The 18,233-nt window shown below is 52.1% G+C and carries 20 protein-coding genes and 1 rRNA gene; 14 read left to right on the top strand and 7 right to left on the bottom strand.

Translation table 11 applies throughout. From position 1 onward, the window contains the following. The 3 genes from KIS30_09460 to KIS30_09450 all read left to right on the top strand — a co-directional run. A 23S ribosomal RNA gene (locus KIS30_09460) occupies positions 1–718 on the top strand; the annotation flags it as partial. 243 nt (positions 719–961) lie between these two features. Further along, positions 962–1,333, top strand: a complete 372-nt coding sequence (locus KIS30_09455; protein ID MBX8646965.1) for a helix-turn-helix transcriptional regulator — start codon at positions 962–964, stop codon at positions 1,331–1,333. Between the two features lie 57 nt (positions 1,334–1,390). Then, positions 1,391–1,642, top strand: coding sequence for a hypothetical protein (locus KIS30_09450; protein ID MBX8646964.1), 252 nt, complete (start codon positions 1,391–1,393; stop codon positions 1,640–1,642). Positions 1,643–1,652: 10 nt separating this feature from the next. On the opposite strand, the gene KIS30_09445 is transcribed toward KIS30_09450, so the two are convergent. After that, a complete protein-coding gene (locus KIS30_09445; GenBank protein ID MBX8646963.1) occupies positions 1,653–3,548 on the bottom strand; it encodes a cation:proton antiporter in 1,896 nt (631 codons plus the stop codon). A 360-nt stretch (positions 3,549–3,908) separates the two neighbouring features. On the opposite strand from KIS30_09445, the gene KIS30_09440 reads away from it, so the two are divergent. The 3 genes from KIS30_09440 to KIS30_09430 all read left to right on the top strand — a co-directional run bounded on the left by KIS30_09440 (position 3,909) and on the right by KIS30_09430 (position 5,584). Next, entirely contained in the window at positions 3,909–4,553 is a 645-nt protein-coding gene (locus tag KIS30_09440; protein MBX8646962.1) for a 2,5-diamino-6-(ribosylamino)-4(3H)-pyrimidinone 5'-phosphate reductase, read from the top strand. Next, positions 4,540–5,073 carry a hypothetical protein gene (locus KIS30_09435; GenBank protein MBX8646961.1) on the top strand — a complete coding sequence of 178 codons (534 nt, stop codon included), beginning with the start codon at positions 4,540–4,542 and terminating at the stop codon, positions 5,071–5,073. The genes KIS30_09440 and KIS30_09435 overlap by 14 nt, the downstream gene beginning before the upstream one ends. Before the next feature lie 208 nt (positions 5,074–5,281). After that, a complete protein-coding gene (locus KIS30_09430; GenBank protein ID MBX8646960.1) occupies positions 5,282–5,584 on the top strand; it encodes a DUF131 domain-containing protein in 303 nt (100 codons plus the stop codon). Here KIS30_09430 and KIS30_09425 read toward each other — a convergent pair. Continuing rightward, positions 5,567–5,785, bottom strand: a complete 219-nt coding sequence (locus tag KIS30_09425; protein ID MBX8646959.1) for a hypothetical protein — start codon at positions 5,783–5,785, stop codon at positions 5,567–5,569. The genes KIS30_09430 and KIS30_09425 overlap by 18 nt on opposite strands. After that, positions 5,764–6,348, bottom strand: coding sequence for a GMP synthase subunit A (locus KIS30_09420; GenBank protein MBX8646958.1), 585 nt, complete (start codon positions 6,346–6,348; stop codon positions 5,764–5,766). Before KIS30_09420 ends, KIS30_09425 begins: the two co-directional genes overlap by 22 nt. 142 nt (positions 6,349–6,490) lie before the next feature. On the opposite strand from KIS30_09420, the gene KIS30_09415 reads away from it, so the two are divergent. From KIS30_09415 to guaA, 7 genes are all read left to right on the top strand, one after another. Next, positions 6,491–6,835 carry a hypothetical protein gene (locus KIS30_09415; protein ID MBX8646957.1) on the top strand — a complete coding sequence of 115 codons (345 nt, stop codon included), beginning with the start codon at positions 6,491–6,493 and terminating at the stop codon, positions 6,833–6,835. A 165-nt stretch (positions 6,836–7,000) separates the two neighbouring features. Beyond that, on the top strand, positions 7,001–8,224 hold the full coding sequence (locus KIS30_09410) for an adenosylhomocysteinase (GenBank protein ID MBX8646956.1): 1,224 nt from the start codon (positions 7,001–7,003) through the stop codon (positions 8,222–8,224). Beyond that, positions 8,221–9,156, top strand: a complete 936-nt coding sequence (locus tag KIS30_09405; GenBank protein MBX8646955.1) for a carbohydrate kinase family protein — start codon at positions 8,221–8,223, stop codon at positions 9,154–9,156. The genes KIS30_09410 and KIS30_09405 overlap by 4 nt, the downstream gene beginning before the upstream one ends. A gap of 240 nt (positions 9,157–9,396) precedes the next feature. Beyond that, on the top strand, positions 9,397–11,034 hold the full coding sequence (locus KIS30_09400; protein MBX8646954.1) for a hypothetical protein: 1,638 nt from the start codon (positions 9,397–9,399) through the stop codon (positions 11,032–11,034). 1 nt (position 11,035) lies between these two features. Further along, positions 11,036–11,269 (top strand): Lrp/AsnC family transcriptional regulator, encoded by a 234-nt coding sequence (locus tag KIS30_09395; GenBank protein ID MBX8646953.1) that lies wholly within the window; start codon positions 11,036–11,038, stop codon positions 11,267–11,269. A gap of 29 nt (positions 11,270–11,298) precedes the next feature. Further along, a complete protein-coding gene (locus KIS30_09390; GenBank protein ID MBX8646952.1) occupies positions 11,299–11,646 on the top strand; it encodes a hypothetical protein in 348 nt (115 codons plus the stop codon). A gap of 68 nt (positions 11,647–11,714) precedes the next feature. Further along, on the top strand, positions 11,715–12,662 hold the full coding sequence (gene guaA / locus KIS30_09385) for a glutamine-hydrolyzing GMP synthase (protein ID MBX8646951.1): 948 nt from the start codon (positions 11,715–11,717) through the stop codon (positions 12,660–12,662). Between the two features lie 2 nt (positions 12,663–12,664). On the opposite strand, the gene KIS30_09380 is transcribed toward guaA, so the two are convergent. Continuing rightward, positions 12,665–13,357, bottom strand: coding sequence for a hypothetical protein (locus KIS30_09380; protein MBX8646950.1), 693 nt, complete (start codon positions 13,355–13,357; stop codon positions 12,665–12,667). A 206-nt stretch (positions 13,358–13,563) separates the two neighbouring features. Between KIS30_09380 and KIS30_09375 the strand changes: the two genes are divergently transcribed. Further along, positions 13,564–16,908, top strand: coding sequence for a GAF domain-containing protein (locus tag KIS30_09375; GenBank protein MBX8646949.1), 3,345 nt, complete (start codon positions 13,564–13,566; stop codon positions 16,906–16,908). An 80-nt stretch (positions 16,909–16,988) separates the two neighbouring features. Here KIS30_09375 and KIS30_09370 read toward each other — a convergent pair whose 3' ends face one another. From KIS30_09370 to KIS30_09360, 3 genes are read right to left on the bottom strand one after another with little or no spacing between them, the layout of a single operon-like run. Continuing rightward, positions 16,989–17,129, bottom strand: coding sequence for a transposase (locus KIS30_09370; protein ID MBX8646948.1), 141 nt, complete (start codon positions 17,127–17,129; stop codon positions 16,989–16,991). Beyond that, the gene (locus tag KIS30_09365) at positions 17,084–17,542 is read right to left on the bottom strand and encodes a hypothetical protein (GenBank protein ID MBX8646947.1); all 459 of its coding nucleotides are present in this window, start codon (positions 17,540–17,542) and stop codon (positions 17,084–17,086) included. The genes KIS30_09370 and KIS30_09365 overlap by 46 nt, the downstream gene beginning before the upstream one ends. After that, positions 17,526–18,092: an IS607 family transposase gene (locus KIS30_09360; protein MBX8646946.1), complete on the bottom strand. Its 567-nt coding sequence runs from the start codon at positions 18,090–18,092 to the stop codon at positions 17,526–17,528. Before KIS30_09360 ends, KIS30_09365 begins: the two co-directional genes overlap by 17 nt. Positions 18,093–18,233: the final 141 nt, after the last annotated feature.

Raw genomic sequence — 18,233 nt, 5'->3', positions numbered from 1 at the left:
GATAATGAAACACTGCCCTTTCGAATTTGCACAACTTACCTTGAAAGAGGGACAACGGTAGGTCGGCAGTTTGGGTGGGGCGCCACGCCCTCAAAATCGCAACAAGGGCGCCCAAAGGTCAGCTCAGACAGGTCAGAAATCTGTCGGTGAGTGTAAAGGCAAAAGCTGGCTTGACGTAGATTAGGCCAACAGTAATCTACGATGCGAAAGCAAGGCTTAGCGAACCACTAAATCTTCATTATGGGGATTAGTGATAACAGAAAAGTTACCCTGGGGATAACTGAGTCGTCGCCAGCAAGAGTTCATATCGACCTGGCGGTTTGCTACTTCGACGTCGGCTCTTCCTATCCTGGTGGTGCAGCAGCTGCCAAGGGTGGGGTTGTTCGCCCATTAAAAGGGATCGTGAGCTGGGTTCAGACCGTCGTGAGACAGGTTTGTTGCTTTTTGGTGGAAGTGCACTAGTGCCTGATGGGAAGCTCCCTTAAGTACGAGAGGAACGGGGGGGCGCCGCCTCTAGTTTACCAGTTGTCCGACAGGGCATTGCTGGGCAGCCACGCGGTAGTGGATAAGAGCTGAAAGCATCTAAGCTCGAAGCCACCCTAAAAACGAGGCACTTTTCAACGCTCGTAGAAGACGAGTTTGATAGAGCCGGGGTGTAAGTACCGAGGACCTCCGAGGTATTCAGCCCGCGGCCACTAAAGTTGTAGCCACAATAGTGCTAGAAGTTTTGCAGCAACGGCTTGCCGTTACACAGACTGCAGTTGACCGGTAACACAATTTTTTATTTTTTGGCGTAAGAATGACCTTCCCGTGCATTCGAAGAGCAGCTGTTGTTCGCGGCGCTTCGCCCTGAAGTTGCCCCGTAATGTTGCTGTATGAGTTGCCGGCCACACGGCAAATGGCTGCTCCGATCTTTCAGATAAAACAAATATACTTGGTTAACTTATTTTACTATGTATATATGATTTCATCAGCATCCCCGGGAGATGAGGAAACAAGGCTCGCGATGTGCAGACATTCGACGACAATATATAATGAACTGAGCAAAAAATGGACGATGCCGATCGTGTTTGCGCTTGGCACAAAGATATCGTTGCGTTTCAACGAACTGAAAAGAGCAGTCGCCGGCGTTAGCGCCGCCTGCCTTTCGGAGCGCCTGGACCATCTGGAGGAGATGGGAGTTGTCAGCAGGCAGGTGAAGCCGTCTTCGCCTCCGGGCGTCGAATACGCGCTCACTGAGAACGGCCTTTCACTGCGGAGGATTCTCTGCGAACTATCTGACTGGGCGGACGCAACCGGCGCTGTCGGTCAGAGTCAGGGCGGAAGACAGTAACAATCTTCGATGCACGTCAAATTAGATTAATAAGCATGTGCAGCAGTCACACCTGTCATGATAGGCATAGCAGCGGCCGCGGCGATAGGAGCTGCGGCAGGAGCAATAGGACTTGGAGCAGCGTCCGCAGCAACCGGCCACATACCCGGCCTCGCCATCGCGCTGCAGCACATACCGGCAGGCACGCACGGCTACACGGTCGTAAGCACGGTGCAGAATGCACTGCTGGGTGGCGCAGGTGGCGGCGGCATCGGAGCGGCAGTAGCGGCAGCAGCCAAGGTTTTCGGCAAAGCGGCCGTCAAGATATAGTCAGACAGCATCATTTCAGCCTGGGAGGGTAAATCCCATCCTGAAATTTCTTTTTTTCTGCGTTCATTCCTTTCTTCATTTTTACGTAACCAACTTTTGGCCTGTCGACAGATGAAAACGCATTCTGCGCTCCGCTGAACGTTTCAAAATGCGCAGGAGCACGAGATGTATTCGGGCCCCGCAACCCCGCATCCTTTGTCACTGCACCGCCGAAAGCGATGTGTGGTGACTCGTATACTACGCTCCTCTTTCCCATCTCGGTGTAGGCTGTGTGCATAGTTTTGAGCATATATGCTGCGAATAATGCGACAGGTATCAGGCTCAACGGCACATAGAATCCCGCGATTGCTATGACGCCTAGCACGGCCACCATGAGTCCCGAAACGAGTCTCATAACAAGTGACAGAATCCTCGCCGAACTGCTGCTGCCTACGCCAATGTTTGTGTAGTTAATCAGATTGATTGACGAAACCAGATCCTTGCGAAGGATGGACACCGAAAGGATTGCCGACACGCCTGCGACTGCGAGCGGTATAACTTTGAGCGGATAGGAAACGAAGATTGCGACTGAGGATGCGAGTATGAATCCCCATAAGGGCAGCGTAGTCCTGCGGGCATTGCCGTAAATCTGAAGCGACTGCGGCATGACCAGCTTTGAAAACGTCCTGGATATCAGTGATGCGCTGAACTTGATGTAAACAGGCACGATCGAAGAGAACCTGAGTGTGATGCTGGCTGATTTCTTCAGAAGTGGAAGGGCTATGAGATCCATGATAAGCGAAAATGGTCCGGCCACCGCATAAAGCTGTTCTGAGTAGCTTGCACCCACCGAACTGCCGCCAACGCTTGCGAAAAGCATGGACTCCGCACCTCTGAATGTGGAAGCGGCACCGACGAAGAGCGAGTGCCTGGACGGGAAGCCTATGAGCATAGCCACCGAAGAGGTGAGCACGATGTCGCTGAAAAGCATGAGCGGCACGGCCACTGCGATCAGCGGCAGCACCTGCAGGAGCACCGCAGGATTTATCATCATGCCGAAATAGACGAAGAAGATTGCCACGAATGCATCCCTCATGGACATCAGGTTGTCTTTCAGCCGTTCCGTCATTGTCGTTTCGGCAAACACCATGCCGATAAAGAACGCGCCAATGAGCGACTGGACGTAGAGGGCATCCGCAAGTGCGACAGATATGAACACGATTCCAAGCGCGAACAGTATGAACATTTCATCATTCTTTATCACTTCTATGTGCTTCATTACGCGTGGAATAACGATTACAGCCAGCAGCACGAAGAACAGGTAGAACGCTCCAACGTAGGTCACCAGTTGCCAGAGACTTCCGGGTCCTCCGCCGGTTCTGGTCATGAGTCCGCCAGCAATGGTCAGGAGAAGCATTGCGATAAAATCCTCGACAACACTCATTCCAATAATGAATTCGGTTTCAGGAGCGGAGAGCTTTCCGATATCCATTAAGCCTTTTGCGGCAACTGCTGATGACCCCGTGGCAATAATCGCACCGAGGAAAAATACGTCCTCCATCGGCCAGCGCATAAAGACGCCAAGCAGGACTGCAATGAACATATCCATTCCGAAGTTGAAGATGGCAAGAATCGTCGCTGCCGTCCTGGTCTTCTTCAGCTTGCTTATTGAAAATTCGAGTCCCACGAAGAAAAGCAGCAGCACGAGTCCCATTTTGGCAAAATAGCCCAGCAGCACCGTATTTTGTATGAGTCCCGTGTAGGTGATGCCAAGAATACTGAATTTCATGAACGGCCCGATCATCACACCCACGATCATGTAGCCCAGTATGACAGACTGGCCAAGCCGCGCCGACAGCCCGGCTCCTATGAATGCGAGCAGCATTATTACGCCGAACTGAAAGAAGAGCGTTGAATCAGTGAACAATGAGAAGCACCTCCGGGAAAAACCTCTCTATCGCCGTTAGATAAGCGCTGCTGATCGGAAAAGGAAAGGCTTTCATGTGCATCCCGCTGTGTTGATTGCTTTATACTTACTTAAGTGTTTTCAATTGGCGGACGATTGTCTGACAGAACACATGGTTTTTTGCATCTGGCCGTACAGTCTCGCTTATATCTGAACCAGCCAATACTCCTTCCATCGTCCTCCGTTTACACTTTCTTTTCCTGGAACGCTGTTCGGCCTTAACCGCGGGCGCAGCATGCCGTGTCAAATGAAGGGCATTGGCCAATAATTCAAGTCAGTTTATTTAACAGCCGTCGCCTCTTATGTCATGAGAGTGATTGTCTGCCCAGGCCATATATCGCTGTCAACTGCGCCGCCTCAATCGACGGCAGGATATCGACTGTCTCTAGACACAGGGTTTTTCTGTCATGCCCGGAGGACCTCGAGCGCGTGATGAAGCTCAGAAACAACGTTGATGCCGTTGCCGTCGGTATAGGCACTGTCCTTGCCGACGACCCAGCACTCACAGTCCGGCCCCGTTCCGGAAAGCAACCTGTCAGGGTGATATTCGACTCGCACGGGAGAGTGCCCGAAGGCGCGAAAATTCTTGACGGGCGCGCCAGGACAGTGATATTCACATCGGATGAGTGTGAACGCAATGTGGAGGGCGCAGAGATCCTGCGGTGCGGTTCAGGTCGTGTTGACCTGAAGCACGCAGTGCAGCTCCTGCGCGAAATGGGTGTGAAAAGACTGCTCGTCGAAGGGGGTGGCGGACTGATTTTCGGTTTCCTCTCGTCACGGCTTGTCGATGCCATGACTGTTTACACCGCACCCGTGATCATCGGAGGTTCAGGAGCACCTACCGTCGCAGACGGCACCGGGTTTGCCGACGCGCGGAGTTTTTCACGGCTGCGGCTCGAAAGCGTCGTGCGTCTGGGTCCGGGGTTTCTAGCGACGTACAGGAGAGGTGGTGATGGGCCAGGATGAGCTGTCCAGCGTCACGCCATGCAACTCCTCAGATCGCAGAGTGAACAGGAATGCCGGCGATCATCCGACCTTTCTTGCCGACAGAATGCTCGGAAAGCTGGCCAGGTGGTTGAGGCTGATGGGATATGACACAGAGTACGCCGATGACCTCGATGATCGGTCCATAGCGAAGATTGCGGTCGATGAGGGAAGAATACTTCTCACCCGCGACAAAGCGCTGCATTCCAGGAAGGGAATAAGGAGCGTCTATGTCGATGCGGTGAAACTTGAAGACCAGCTGCACATTGTCACTGCTGCATGCTGCCTGGAGTTCGACGAATACAGGATGCGCTGCAGCCTGTGCAACGGCATCATATCTGTGGTGCCTCCTGAACGCGTTTCGAACAGGATCGACGGCAACATACTTTCCAGGCACTCACATTTCTACATCTGCAGCTCGTGCGGTAAGATTTACTGGCGAGGTTCCCACTGGGAGCGTATATCAAATACGATTGGCAGAGCGCTTGCGGAACCGCGATAGACTTGTGCCGATTGCCTCTTATATTGCCGTCAAGCATTAATGCATGTATATGCGGACGTTTCCGGTCGCAAAGATGGCAGGCGTCGCCCTCGCAATCTCGATTGTCATGGCGATATTTTCGATTGTGGAAGGACTGGTTTACAGGCAGCTCGGTTTTGCAATATTCCTCTTCATTCCGGTCATTTACGGAAGCGGGCTCTATGCTTTCATGGCCGTTCTGTTCATATTCCTCTCCTTTGTCTTCTTTTTCATTCTGTCTTCGTACCGCTACGTCATTCCCCCCGCCAACGACCGTTATGATACCTTTGGCAGCGGTTTTTCCCCCCATCCCGGTGATGTGCAGCATCCGGAGGATAAATCGCACGGCGGGAAAAAATTCGGAGGCGTGGTATTCATCGGTCCCATTCCCATAATATTCGGGAGCGACAGGAAAATCACCGGCTATATGATCATTCTAGCTGTAATCATGGCAGTGCTGATACTGGTTTCGCTGTTAATCAGATTCCCGTGAACAGAGTGTTTCTGCCGCCGTTTCCGGTGTTTCCCCCTTCTTCATGGCCGTCCTCACGGCATCCATGGTATTCCTGTAGAATTCAAATGGCAGTTTCCTTTTCCTCACAACCTTTCCAAGCGTGCGCTCAAAAGTTTCGTCGTCTCTCCTTCTGCCGAGTGCCTCTCTCAGCACCTCTCTCATTTCCCTGCTGACTTCCAACGCGCCACTTCCCTCAGAAAATTTGCGAATATCCTTACACCGTTTTCCGTCTCCTCAACTTCCGGATGGAACTGTATGCCGTACAGCGGCCTGCTCTTTGACATCATTGCCTCGACCGGGCAGTCCTCTGTTCTCGCAAGCACTTCGAAACCTTCAGGCGGCTTCTTCACTTCATCACTGTGTGACTCCCAGACAGTGAACTCGCCTGGCACTCCGTTCAGTATGCCGCGGTCTGAAATGACTTTCAACCTTGCCTTTCCGAATTCCGCATTTCGCCCCCTGCCTGTTTCTCCGCCATAATGATATGCAATGAAATGATGCCCTGCACATATGCCGAGCACCGGTCCGTCGAACGCGTCCAGGAGCTCACCCTCTCTTCCCATCTTCTCAGGCTCACGTCCCACGCTGGGTGATCCGCCACTGAGCACCAGACCGTCGGCATCCCCGATGATCGACGGATCGGATGTGTTGGGCACAATGCGTACTGCTGCCCCAAGATCTCTGATGACTCTGTATTCTCTGTGCGTCCACTGGCCGCCATTGTCGACGACGACAATATTCAGTCCGGAAAACTCATTCTCTGCCATTTCCGAGTTCAAATTGCCTTCCTGCCTTGATTAATTTTGCTATGAGACGACCGTGCCACAAGTTGACATCTTGTGGTGAACTACTTATCATTATTCCGCGTTATATCAGCCGAAACAGATGACGGAAGATATAGTTACAAAGCTTTCACGGCAATCGCTCAAGCTCATGGATACGGAAGGCATATTTGTTCAGGCCATGCAGGATATAGTCAAGGATGAGATTAAAAAGAGGATTATGGCCAGGATTGAAAGGGATCCGGCGCTGAAGGAGCAGATAAAGATTGCTATTGAGGACCTGATTGAGGCCAGGATCAAGGAAGGATATGCCATGATGCGTCTGGGCAAGATTGCTGCAAGAGTCGGTCTCGAAATGATACCCGGAGATCTGAAAGAGGATGTGACACGCGAATTCACGAGCATACTCGAGCGAGAGATTTCTGAAATCTTCCAGAAAATTTCGTGATGCGTTCCTGCCCCTGAATGGTGCGATTTTTCCGCAGACAATGGCAGGAGCCGAGAGCGTACGGTGCATCTTCTGCAGGACGCGCCGCCGCAGGCATAATAATATTCAGGTGTGTTGATTGCCACTATACTGCCAACGGTCGGTGATCTGACGGAAAATGAATTGCTGGACAAGGGTATCAGGCGGATTGAATGGGCCCGGGCGCACATGAGCGTACTGGATGCCACGGCCGCCAGGATCAGGGAGAGAAGAAAACTAAAGGGAAGGAGAATTGCAATGGCGCTGCACGTCGAGGCCAAGACTGCATGCCTCGCTCTTTCTCTGAGGGATGCCGGAGCCGAAGTGCGACTTGCGAGCTGTAACCCGATGTCTACCGATGATTCGGTCTCGCTGGCTCTGAGGGAGAAGTACGGTCTGGAAACATTTGCCCGTAAAGGAGAGAGTAATAAGGAATATTACGAAAATCTGAACAGCGTTCTTGACATAAAGCCGGATATTGTGATCGACGACGGAGCAGACCTCATTGCCATGCTTCATACATCCAGAAAGGAGCTCCTTCCCGGCATCATCGGCGGCAATGAGGAGACAACGACAGGCGTCGTGAGGCTGAGAGCCATGGCGCAGGAGGGCAAACTTCACTTTCCCGTCCTCGCAGTGAACGATTCTTACATGAAATATCTCTTTGACAACAGATACGGCACGGGGCAGTCCACTATGGACGGCTTACTCAATGCCACAAACCTCCTTCTGGCAGGCAAAACGTTTGTCGTCGCCGGCTACGGATGGTGCGGCAGAGGGATTGCGCAGAGGGCGAGGGGCATGGGTGCCCTTGTCACCGTTACAGAAGTCGATCCCATCAAAGCAGTCGAGGCGGCAATGGACGGTTTTTCCGTAACAACGATGGACAGGGCGATTCGCGGCGCCGATTTTGTGGTGACCGCCACTGGATGCAGGGATGTCGTCACATACAGGCACATGCAGCATGCCAAAGACGGCTGCGTTCTTGCGAATTCGGGCCACTTCAACCTTGAAATAGATGTCGAGACACTGGACAGAAAGTGCACCAGGAAAAAGGTCAGGGAGTTCGTGTATGAATACACACTGGCTGAGGGCAGGAAGATTTATCTGCTCGCCGATGGCAGGCTCGTAAACCTTGTCTCGGGACAGGGGCATCCGGCCGAGATTATGGATTTGAGTTTCTCCGTCCAGGCCAGGGGAGCCGAATTTATGGCAGAACATGGAAAGAGACTCGAACCCGGTGTCCACACGCTCCCAAGGGAGATCGATGAAGAGCTCGCGAAACTGAAGCTGAAATCAATGCATGTCGGTATAGACAGACTTTCAGTGGCACAGAAAAAATATCTGTCTTCCTGGTCTGAGGGAACATGACTCGGTGGAGCAGGCTCGGCCGGAGGAAAAGAAAGAGTAATTTTCTCGGTGTCCTCGGTCACATTAACATGGACATGGTCTATCATCTGGCGCATCTTCCCGCCCCGGGCACATCAATCAATGCGAAATCGGTGTCGGCTCATTTTGGCGGTACTGCGGGGAATATAGCCGTCCATACATCTTCCCTGGGCGTCCCGACAGCACTCGGTTCTTACATCGGTGATGACGCCGGGACTGTGATAACAGATACATTGCGCAGCACTTCAATTGATCTTTATGACGTTATACTCTCCAACGGCGAAAGGACGCCCCGCTGTCACATCTTTGACGACGGTACGGAACAGTCGTACGTTATAGAGCAGGGAGCCATGGCCAGCGCCAGGAAGCTCCCTCTCTGGAAGCATGCGGTGATGAACAGCAGGATTGTGCATGTTGCCACCGGAGATCCGTTGAGGTACGAAGCAGCGGTCTCCGGAAGGGAATACAACTTTGATCCGGGCCAGGAAATAGGCTACCGATATGACAAGGCAACGTTCAGAAGACTCCTCTCGAAATGCAAAATCTTCTTCACAAACGAAACGGAAATGAAGATCGCAGTCAAGCTGCTCTCAGCCAACAGTGAGAGGGATATTCTGCGGCACTGCGACACTGTAATAAAAACCGCTGGCAGGCGAGGGACACAGGTCATCACTTCAGACGGTGCAATGGAGATCAGGCCGTGCGCCGTCAGGAAGGTTGTGGACACCATAGGCGCTGGAGACTCGTTCAGGGCAGGTTTTTACGCTGCGCTGTACAGGGGACGCGATGTTTTCACCTCTGTTGAATTCGGCAATGCGATGGCCGCGATCTCGATAGGCGGGAGCGGCGGTGCCGGCAGGACAACAGACTGGAATACCCTACTAAGGAAATGGCAGGCAAATTATTCAGATTGAGCTATGGTGTCTGAGCCTGTTCGCGTGCGACTTCGTGCACCGTACGAATACGGGGATTCCTATGGAACACATTGTTCTGTGAATGTGCTCCACGGTGGTTCCTGCCTGTTCCACCTGACTCTCCTGCACATCCGGGCAGGTGGAGGCCCTGTTTCCACATGTGTGAATTCGTGCATCTGAAGACACGGTATTTCAGTCCGGCAGAGGGCTTCCCGCTCGCTTTTATAACCATCGGGGGCATTGAAGGATGAAATGAGCAATGCCGTGATTGAGCCGCGCAGTAATACGGGCAATACAGCGTTACCAGTGCTGCTCCACGCCGATGCCGCCACTGTCCCTTCACTTGAAAGCATTCGGAGGGTGTCAGTGCTCGGCGAAAACATGTCTGTTATGAGGAATCTCCCGTCCGAATTCATCAATCTGATATACGCAGATCCGCCATTTTTCACCAACAAACATTACAGTCACGGCATGAGCGGCGATGCCGTCTTCTCGGACAAATGGGATGGAGGGCTTTCGGCATATCTTGCGTGGATAAGGCCGCGCCTGCGCGAGATGAGAAGGGTTCTGAGAATAGACGGCTCAATTTACGTGCACATAGACTGGCATGCGGCACATTACGTGAAGACGATTATGGACGAAATATTTGGATACCGGAACTTCCTCAATGAAATCATCTGGCATTACCACGACCCCGGCGGCACAGTGAGAGACCGATTCAAGAAGAAACACGACACGATTCTCCTCTATGCCAGGGATGCTGGCAAGCACGCGTTCTACACCGATGCTGTCAGGGAGAAGTACAGCAGTGGCACGCTGAATCAGGCAAAGATGGGACACGTCTCGTTCGGAAGGCGCACGAAGGTGAACAAACTGGGCAAGGTCCCAGAAGACGTGTGGGAACTGTCTATTATCAACAGCCAGGCAAAGGAGAGGAACGGTTATCCGACGCAGAAACCCGAGGCACTGCTCGAGAGAATCATAAAAGCATCATCATTGCCGGGGGATGTTGTAGCAGATTTCTTTTCTGGAAGCGGTACAACCGCCGCTGTTGCCGAAAAACTCGGACGCAGATGGATTGTTTCAGACATAGCCCAGGCCGGCATCGAGATGCTCGACAGAAGAATCGGGACGCTGGAAATTAACACAGACTCAGAAAGCATGAAGCACCTCAGATCAGGCGTTTTCACACACGATTTCGCCGCCGCTGATGCCTACAGGCTGTTCGAAGAGCGAGTCTCCCGCTGTCTTGGAATTGATGGAAGCGGCACAGATGGCTCAACCGGCCTCATTGTCCTCCCGGCGGACGAGGTCACCGGTGGCATCATTATGGATGAGACGGTGATTCTCCGTAAAATCCGTAAGATGACATCTGAACGGCATATTACCGCCATTACAGTGGTCTGCGGGGGTGTGAACGAACATGCACTTGAGATGCTTCAAACAGAAACTGAGCTTGATTCCGCAGCTTTCGTCAGGGTGACAACTTCTCGGGACGCTGCTGCAGATGCGCGCAGCGGAACACCGCTTTGCAGAATCAACACGCCGCCGGAAATAGAAACACGATATGAACGATCTGAATGCGGCTGCATGACTGTCCTGGCCACAGTGACATGCACGGATAATTTTACTCCCTGTACAGCAGGAGTCATAGTCTCAGGAAGGAAGAGGAAACTCGAGGCGGACACCGGCTCGTTGCTCAGGGGACTCGAACAATACAGTTTCGTCCTGCCCGCAGCCGTTGCAGAAACATCCCTGTACGCCACTGATGCCAACGGAAATACTTCATGGCGGAGATTGAAAGCCTCCTCAAATTCGAGAGAGCCGGGAGGGCATAACATTTTAAATCCCATGCCAGCTATAACTATGAGGATTTGAAATGGCAGTGGGGTTTGTGCTTATAAGCACCGCTCCGGCGAAGGAGCATGAGGTATACAACGAGCTTTTGAAGGTAAAGGAGATAGTAGAACTTCATCCGCTCTTCGGTGAATACGACCTTATAGCCAAGATTGAGGCAGAGGATTTCAATCAGCTTGGTCAGGTAGTGGTGGACAGGATAAGGGCTATTCAGGGCGTCATAGACACGAAGACACTTACCGGGATAAAGTTTTAAAGAGCCAACTGTTACCCGGGGATGATATTATGCTGTCTTTACCATTAAGCTACTTGTCTGTTGTTTCGAACGCGATTCCGCCGCAGAATCTGGGCAACTTTGCCACGATACTGTTGCTGACATTCAGCATTTTCATGGTTCTGGCAGGTGCCTTTACATCATACTTCGGCACGGGAAAGAGCCGCGCGGTCGGCGCAGTTCTGCTCGTTGTGGGCGTGATCGTCGCGATATTATGGCTTGCACTTGCACAGTATAATCACTACACACAACCGGGACTCGCCGACGTCATCTGGGGAGCTTTCCTGAGCATACTTGCGGCGATAATAGGGGCAGTTATTGCAGTTCTCGTCTTCCTGTTCGCGATCATGAAGACCTGAGCAACTAATTGTCAGCAGATGTGCCTTTATTACCCACTGCTGCTTCTAGCGCGTGAGAAGCGGTTAAGATGGACGTTGAGAAGTTCGTCAGAGAGCAGGTTGCAAAGGCCGGGAAGGATATAACCGGCAGGGCAATTATTGCACTGTCCGGAGGTGTGGACAGCACTGTTTCTGCCGTGCTGGTGAACAGGGCCGTCGGAGGCAAGCTGCTTGCCGTTTATGTCGACACCGGTTTCATGAGAAAGGGCGAGACTGAAAAAATGGCCTCAATGTTTTCGAGACTGAGCCTGAATTACAAGATCGTGGACGCCTCCGAATCCTTTCTGAAAGAGCTTGAGGGTGTGTCCGATCCAGAAACGAAAAGGACAATTATAGGCAGGAAATTCATAGAGGTGTTTGAAGAACAGGCAGCATCGTTCGGTGCCGATTTTCTTGTCCAGGGTACCATTGCACCGGACTGGATCGAGAGCGGCGATGCGCTGAGGGACAAGATAAAGTCTCACCACAATGTGGGTGGTTTGCCTGAACGCATGAAGCTGAAGCTCATCGAGCCGGTCAGAGATCTGTACAAGGATGAGGTCAGGGCAGTTGCACGATACCTCGGCGTGGAAGTCGCAGAGAGGCAGCCTTTTCCCGGCCCCGGTCTTGCAATCCGTGTTCTGGGTCCGATCACGGCGGAAAAGGTAGAGATTGAGCGTGAGGCATGCGCAATCGTAGAGGAACAGATTGAACGCGCATATTCTGAAGGCAGACTTTCAGCTCTGCCCTGGCAGTATTTCTGCGTCCTCATACCGGTGAAGAGCGTTGGCGTACAGGGTGACGTCAGGGCTTATGGCGATACTCTGGTTGTCAGGGCGGTGAAGTCATCGGACGCGATGACGGCGCGGTTCTCCGACATACCGCACGAAATACTCGAGGACATATCTACAAAAATAACAAATAGGCTGGGCTCAAAGATAACAAGGGTTGTTTATGATATTACCAACAAGCCGCCGGCCACGATCGAATGGGAATGAACTCACAGCATGGAACACAGATGCTCGATAGTTTCAGCAATCCAGTCCACTCCGTTTCCCCCAGCATCCATTATGAATATGTCCCCGAATGAAAGTTTACTGAGCGTTTCCCTGTCTTCGGCTATTGCTGTGATCGCGGCGCACTCTGAAGGCTCTGCGTTCAGATTGCTGAGGGAATACCTGAACTGCCTTGCGTGAGGCCTCCTCATCCCCATTTCCGTAGAGAACTGCATGTCGTCGACCGAAGCGGCCAGTCCAGCCTCCCTTATCTGCGACGCAATTATGCTGTGGGGCAGACCGAGAGGCACGTTGCACACCAGTCCTACCTTCATTTCTTTCTTCAGTCTCAGCAGAAGTTCCGCCGCTCCACGTTTGGCCCGTGAGTGCTCCGCGTAATGCATTGACGCAGCGTCAACAATACGCTGGTTCATCGAAGGATCGCTTACTTCAAGATCTTCCATAACAGACGCCACGACGTCCTTAAATTTTGTTTCAGTCATCGTTTCCGCCGCCTTGCTCCTCCTTCTCTCAAGTGCATCCCGCAGAAGCAGGGAGAGTCTGGATCGGTCAAAGGCTATGCCTTCCAGCTCCATCAGGCCCGCCATGCGTTCGACAGCGGGCTGCGGCAGCTGCCACTCATCTGAGGGAAAGTCAAAGATGCATTCGTAACCGATTATAACCGCATGTCTCTTCATTTTAAGACCGATTTAGACATCCTCTGGATGAACAATTGCCGTAATGGCTAAAAGCTTGGCGATTGAAGCGCTGCGAGAAACGCAATGAACCGGACGAGTCTCGAGTCTCAGTCACCGTCGTGGTATTCAGGCAGCAGTTTTTATAAACCTTTCCTGCCGAATCGACAGTGCGAATTCGTCGTGAATTCCGCTTCGGGTCATGCATTATGAAATATGAGACAGGACAAGCGGATGACTGGAAACGGCCGGACGGCGGTAAGGGCATAGAATCCTTTCTCAGTGAAGCAGTCTCTGCGACTGGCGCTTCAGCCGCCTGTTTCTACGTTCTCTCCGGAGAGTCGCTCCTGAGGAAATTGCAATTTCCAGATCATTCGACATTCTTTGAGGAAAGAATCGACCTCTCCGCCGATTCCGTTGCTTCACGATGTATGCAGGCTGGCATGGACTGGTGCGAACCCTGTTCCTCAACAACGAAGGAACATCCGGGAATGGAATATGGAATCCCCCTGTTTTCCGGCGGCGAGACGGCAGGTGCATTTGTGCTTCATGACGTGGACACAGGCATGCCCGGATGGAACGGCATTATCCGCCTCTTGAAGACAACGGCCGGTCTCGTTATGCTGCCTTCGCTGGGTCATTCGGATGTCGAAGCAGTGCATGAGGGCAATCGCGAGCTTTCAGTCTTCCTGACGCGCAGGGATCGGAGTCCCGCAAAGAACAGCCTGTATTTTCTCGCGGAATGGCTGATGAGCAAATTCAATCTCGCTTCCGTCTCGCTGTTTACCCGGCTGCCGGGAGAGCTGCAGAACATATGCATTGCCGGGACCCAGCGCGAATACGAATCGATTGAAGATGCCGTATCTCTCTCACTTCAGGAATGGAGGGTCATAAGAAAGACGATATCTGCTCCCTCAACGCGCGATAACATCAGCATATCGATCGTTCCTGCCGGTCGGAAAAACGGCAGCGTTGCAGCAGTGCTGGAATTCAAAACCGTCCACAACAGCAAGGCGGAGGATGCCGCTTCTAATTCATTTTCCGCCGCACTGGAAATCATAGAGCACGAATTCAACTCCTACGTGTTCTGGGCCGATGTCATCGAAGCCATAGACGACTCGGTTCTGCTGTTTATGCGTCGGCGCGGATCTAACACCGGTGAAGTGATTGGAGGAATATTCGAATCTCTCGTATCAAAGAGATACTTGGATGGATTTTCCCTCCTGTCCGGGCAAGATATGTCAGGCGTCTCGGGCGGTCGGGAAAAAGGAAAGCGTGACGGGCTTACAGTCGCGGAGGTGGAGGCATGCCGTTCCGCCTTGTTGACTTCGGGCGTTACTGCGGTTCCTGGAAAGAGTTCGAGCCTCGCCATGCCGGTTGCGGACGGCAAAGGCAACGAATTTGTCGTCATCTTAAGGCTGGGATGGCCAGTTGTTTTGCCGTCAGAGCTTGCCGTATGGAGCAGAATGAGCAGCGTCTTCTGTATTCTGCTCAGGACATTCACATCCAGGATGACAGACAGGGAGCTGATCGAGAGAAACGCACAGATTGAGTCGAGTATGGAACGGCTGTCTGAAGTATACGCTTCAATGTTCAATGCCCAGTCTGCGCTGGAGGTAGTTGCCGCGATAAACGGTTTCGTTAGACGGCTGAACGAGACGATGAGCGCGGCGTACTATGAAGAGGGAAATAACTTTCACAGACTGGACGACGGAGACGGAGCACGTCTGGCGATATCTTCCAGCCTTCTGGAATCCATGATCGGGTCATCGAGGACAATCGCAAGACACATTCATCAGATAAACTATTCATCCTTCTCCGACGTGCTTTCCAAACTTTTCCCGGGTTGCGAGGGAAAGGCATTTTATGTCATGACTGCCGAGAACGGGAACGCGTCATACCAGTGTTTTGTCATTTTCGCAATGCCTCCTCTACCGTCACAGAAAGAGACGCTGTCACACACGCTCATCGAACTTTCGTTGTATTTCAACCTCAAGACGACGCTGTTAGGCGAACTCCTTGCTGCAAAAACCAACAGCAGGCTTATCGATTATGTGCGGGAACTGCTTGGCATGATTTCCCAGGCAGAAAATACAGGAAAGATACTGAAAAAGGTTGTGGACGCATCGTCTGCAATTACCAGTTCACCGATAGCGGCTCTCGCTGTTCATAATCTCGCTTCTGGAAGGGAAACATTCGGTCTTTCGATCGGATTCAAGCGATTGTCCGAGACTGGCGATGCCGCTTCGATGTACCGCGGCATTGTGGGGCGTGTGCTGAGAAGCGGTGAACCTGAGATAGTCAACGACTATCCTAATGATCCGGACGCGCTGGAAGAACATGTGCTGACCAATAACATAGAGCGGATGGCATGCATTCCGGTTACCATCGGCATAAAGGAAAAGGGCTACATCGCAGTCATGAACACAGGCGAACGCCGTTACTGTCAGAGGCACGTAAACAGCCTTGTGACGTTGTCTAATCTCGCATCGCTTGCAATCCGGCTGAACGGTGCGAAAATGGAGAAGGCACAGCTCCTCTCGGACTTTGACCTTCTGCATGATGCGGAGATAGCTCTCTTTTCCTCACATTCCATGTATGCTCTCCAGCGGACACTAGCGATGGAAACGAAGATGCTCGTTTCCGCCACTGATGTAGTGCTCGTGTCCAGTATCGGCGGCACGAAAAGGACTGTCTGTTCGACCAGTCAGGACATAGAGGACGGCAGTGTTGTCTATGACGGCAGTATCATTGGAATGCAGTTTGACCATCAGGAGCATGTGACGCGCATTGTGGAAACGGCCAGGATGGAGGAAGAGTGGGCATCCAGACTGAATATGAAGGAGGTGCTTATGGTGAAGGTTCGCGCCGCCGACAGTCTGGTCATTGTCGCATACAACAAATCCGCCGGCGGCTCATTCGATGAAAATGATGCGTATAAAGTCGCAAAACTCTCCAGAATCGCCACTGCCGCAATCGACAAGGTGCATCTCGTTGAGCGGCTCAACAGGCAGCTCAAGCAGATCGAGACAATGCACACGATTGTGAACGGCGTCATACAGGGAAGAGCCGAAGAGGCGCTTATGATGGAAACAATGCCTAAGGTGGTGGAAATGATTGACGGCGACTTCGGCCTGCTCTGGAAGCACAACAGGGAGCGGAACAAACACGTCGTGATCGGTGAATTCTACAGAACGCAGGAAACGGAACATCTAATCGGCCAGGAATTCGATGCCGGGAAGGGCATAACCGGCATGGTTTTCCGGACCAGGAAGCCGCTGCTTGTCGTGAATGCGGCCACCGATAATTTTGCTGTTCAGATCGAGGGAACGAGGAAGCAGGCGTTTGAGACGATCATATCCACACCCCTCATGGTGCATGATGAGATGCTTGGTGTTCTGAGCGTATACAGGAACAATCCCCCTTCCTTTGGCACATTCGAGCTCAATCTTCTCACCAATCTGTCCAATGACATATCACTCTTCATGGCGAAATATTCCCGTTCTGCGAAAAACATTGCCGTAACAGGCGGAGAAACGAAGGGGCAATCCTGACCGGCCAGCTGGATGCCACTACGCACTTTTGCACAAAATGCCCGGTGCCGGAAAGCAGGAACGAGTGATAGTTATAAATTTCATAGACAGATATTCCCCGCCTGTGAATTCGTTTGGCAGCGAACGGAGATATAGACTCCCGCCAGCCCCAGCAGCCTGATGTTCTGTGCACCATTCATGTCGGCGTCATCCGTGTGTCCACAATGGACGCACCTGAACATCTGTTCCACATGGCGGTCTTCCTGAACGGCAGGAAGAGTTTGAAGCCGGACTGCACCTTTATCCATTCAAACGAATTGTGTTCACCGGTAATGGCCCAGAAACGGCCGTCCAGTGTTGCAGAGAGCACATTGTATCGGGGCATCCTGCGTCGGCGTATGGACTTCATACGCTGACTCTTCACAATCTGCAGCGCCTGCCTGCCTGCACACTGAATGAGCCTTGCAGTGAGGCTGAAACGCTCTTTTGCATTACCCATGTGTACAGTGTCCACATAGCTGTCGTCGAAATTATGTTCTGACCAGTATCGTTCGATGAAGTAGTTGACACAGTGATTGTATTCGAGCAGGAATGTTTTTGCATGTTCGAACCTGTTCCTGTTGGCAGGCGAGCAGATGCTAACCGTCCTCTGCATCTTTCAACTCCCTGATTATGCGCTCTGTCTTTCTTGTGCTTCCTCTCTGTCCATACAACCTTGCACAGAATGATGTGATAATCGAGACGAAGTCCTGCATCAGGTCATCCCTGTCGTTTGCTGCTTCGTTGACCACTTCAATGCTTTTGCCGTGCTGCCTGAAGAGCGTGTCGATGTAGTTGAAACCAAACCTGGTGAGCCTGTCCTTATGCTCCACTATAATCTTCGAGTATCCGTCATCTATGAGCAGTTGTTTCCTGTTATCATTCACACCGCTACCGACTTCCTTGACTATCTTGTATATCCTGTATCCCCTGGCAACCGCATACTGTGTGAGGCGCTCTGCCTGACTGTCAAGATTGCTCCTGTTCTCAGAACTGGAGACACGCGTGTATATCGCAACGCTGTCTGGCAGTGTGGAAGGCTTCTCCACATCAACTATGATGGTACCGGTGGGCAACTGGTTCCCCTTCAGCTGACCTGACTTCCACATACGCCATGCGGCACGATAGCCGATTCCCTCCTTTCGTGCCCATACAGACAGCTTCATACGACCATAAAAGACTATAATACAATTAAATCTTTACAACGCCGGTAACTATTCAGTCTTGTGTACAGTGACATGAGTTTCCGAATATTATTCGGCCGCCCGCCGTCAGAATGTATGTTGCGGCATTCACCCGTGTGATGT

Origin of the sequence: Candidatus Sysuiplasma acidicola (genome assembly GCA_019721035.1) — an archaeon.
Classification (GTDB): Archaea; Thermoplasmatota; Thermoplasmata; order Sysuiplasmatales; family Sysuiplasmataceae; genus Sysuiplasma; species Sysuiplasma acidicola.
The sequence above is the reverse complement of the archived record's forward strand: the minus strand, read 5'-3'. Positions and strand labels throughout refer to the sequence as shown.

Excerpts from the sequence above, each read along its gene's own strand:
- KIS30_09455 (MBX8646965.1), top strand. The coding sequence starts at position 962 with ATGATTTCATCAGCATCCCCGGGAGATGAGGAAACAAGGCTCGCGATG.
- KIS30_09450 (MBX8646964.1), top strand. The coding sequence starts at position 1,391 with ATGATAGGCATAGCAGCGGCCGCGGCGATAGGAGCTGCGGCAGGAGCA.
- KIS30_09435 (MBX8646961.1), top strand. The coding sequence starts at position 4,540 with ATGGGCCAGGATGAGCTGTCCAGCGTCACGCCATGCAACTCCTCAGAT.
- KIS30_09430 (MBX8646960.1), top strand. The coding sequence starts at position 5,282 with ATGGCCGTTCTGTTCATATTCCTCTCCTTTGTCTTCTTTTTCATTCTG.
- KIS30_09415 (MBX8646957.1), top strand. The coding sequence starts at position 6,491 with ATGACGGAAGATATAGTTACAAAGCTTTCACGGCAATCGCTCAAGCTC.
- KIS30_09405 (MBX8646955.1), top strand. The coding sequence starts at position 8,221 with ATGACTCGGTGGAGCAGGCTCGGCCGGAGGAAAAGAAAGAGTAATTTT.
- KIS30_09395 (MBX8646953.1), top strand. The coding sequence starts at position 11,036 with ATGGCAGTGGGGTTTGTGCTTATAAGCACCGCTCCGGCGAAGGAGCAT.
- KIS30_09390 (MBX8646952.1), top strand. The coding sequence starts at position 11,299 with ATGCTGTCTTTACCATTAAGCTACTTGTCTGTTGTTTCGAACGCGATT.
- guaA (MBX8646951.1), top strand. The coding sequence starts at position 11,715 with ATGGACGTTGAGAAGTTCGTCAGAGAGCAGGTTGCAAAGGCCGGGAAG.
- KIS30_09380 (MBX8646950.1), bottom strand. The coding sequence starts at position 13,357 with ATGAAGAGACATGCGGTTATAATCGGTTACGAATGCATCTTTGACTTT.
- KIS30_09375 (MBX8646949.1), top strand. The coding sequence starts at position 13,564 with ATGAAATATGAGACAGGACAAGCGGATGACTGGAAACGGCCGGACGGC.
- KIS30_09370 (MBX8646948.1), bottom strand. The coding sequence starts at position 17,129 with ATGTTCAGGTGCGTCCATTGTGGACACACGGATGACGCCGACATGAAT.
- KIS30_09365 (MBX8646947.1), bottom strand. The coding sequence starts at position 17,542 with ATGCAGAGGACGGTTAGCATCTGCTCGCCTGCCAACAGGAACAGGTTC.
- KIS30_09360 (MBX8646946.1), bottom strand. The coding sequence starts at position 18,092 with ATGAAGCTGTCTGTATGGGCACGAAAGGAGGGAATCGGCTATCGTGCC.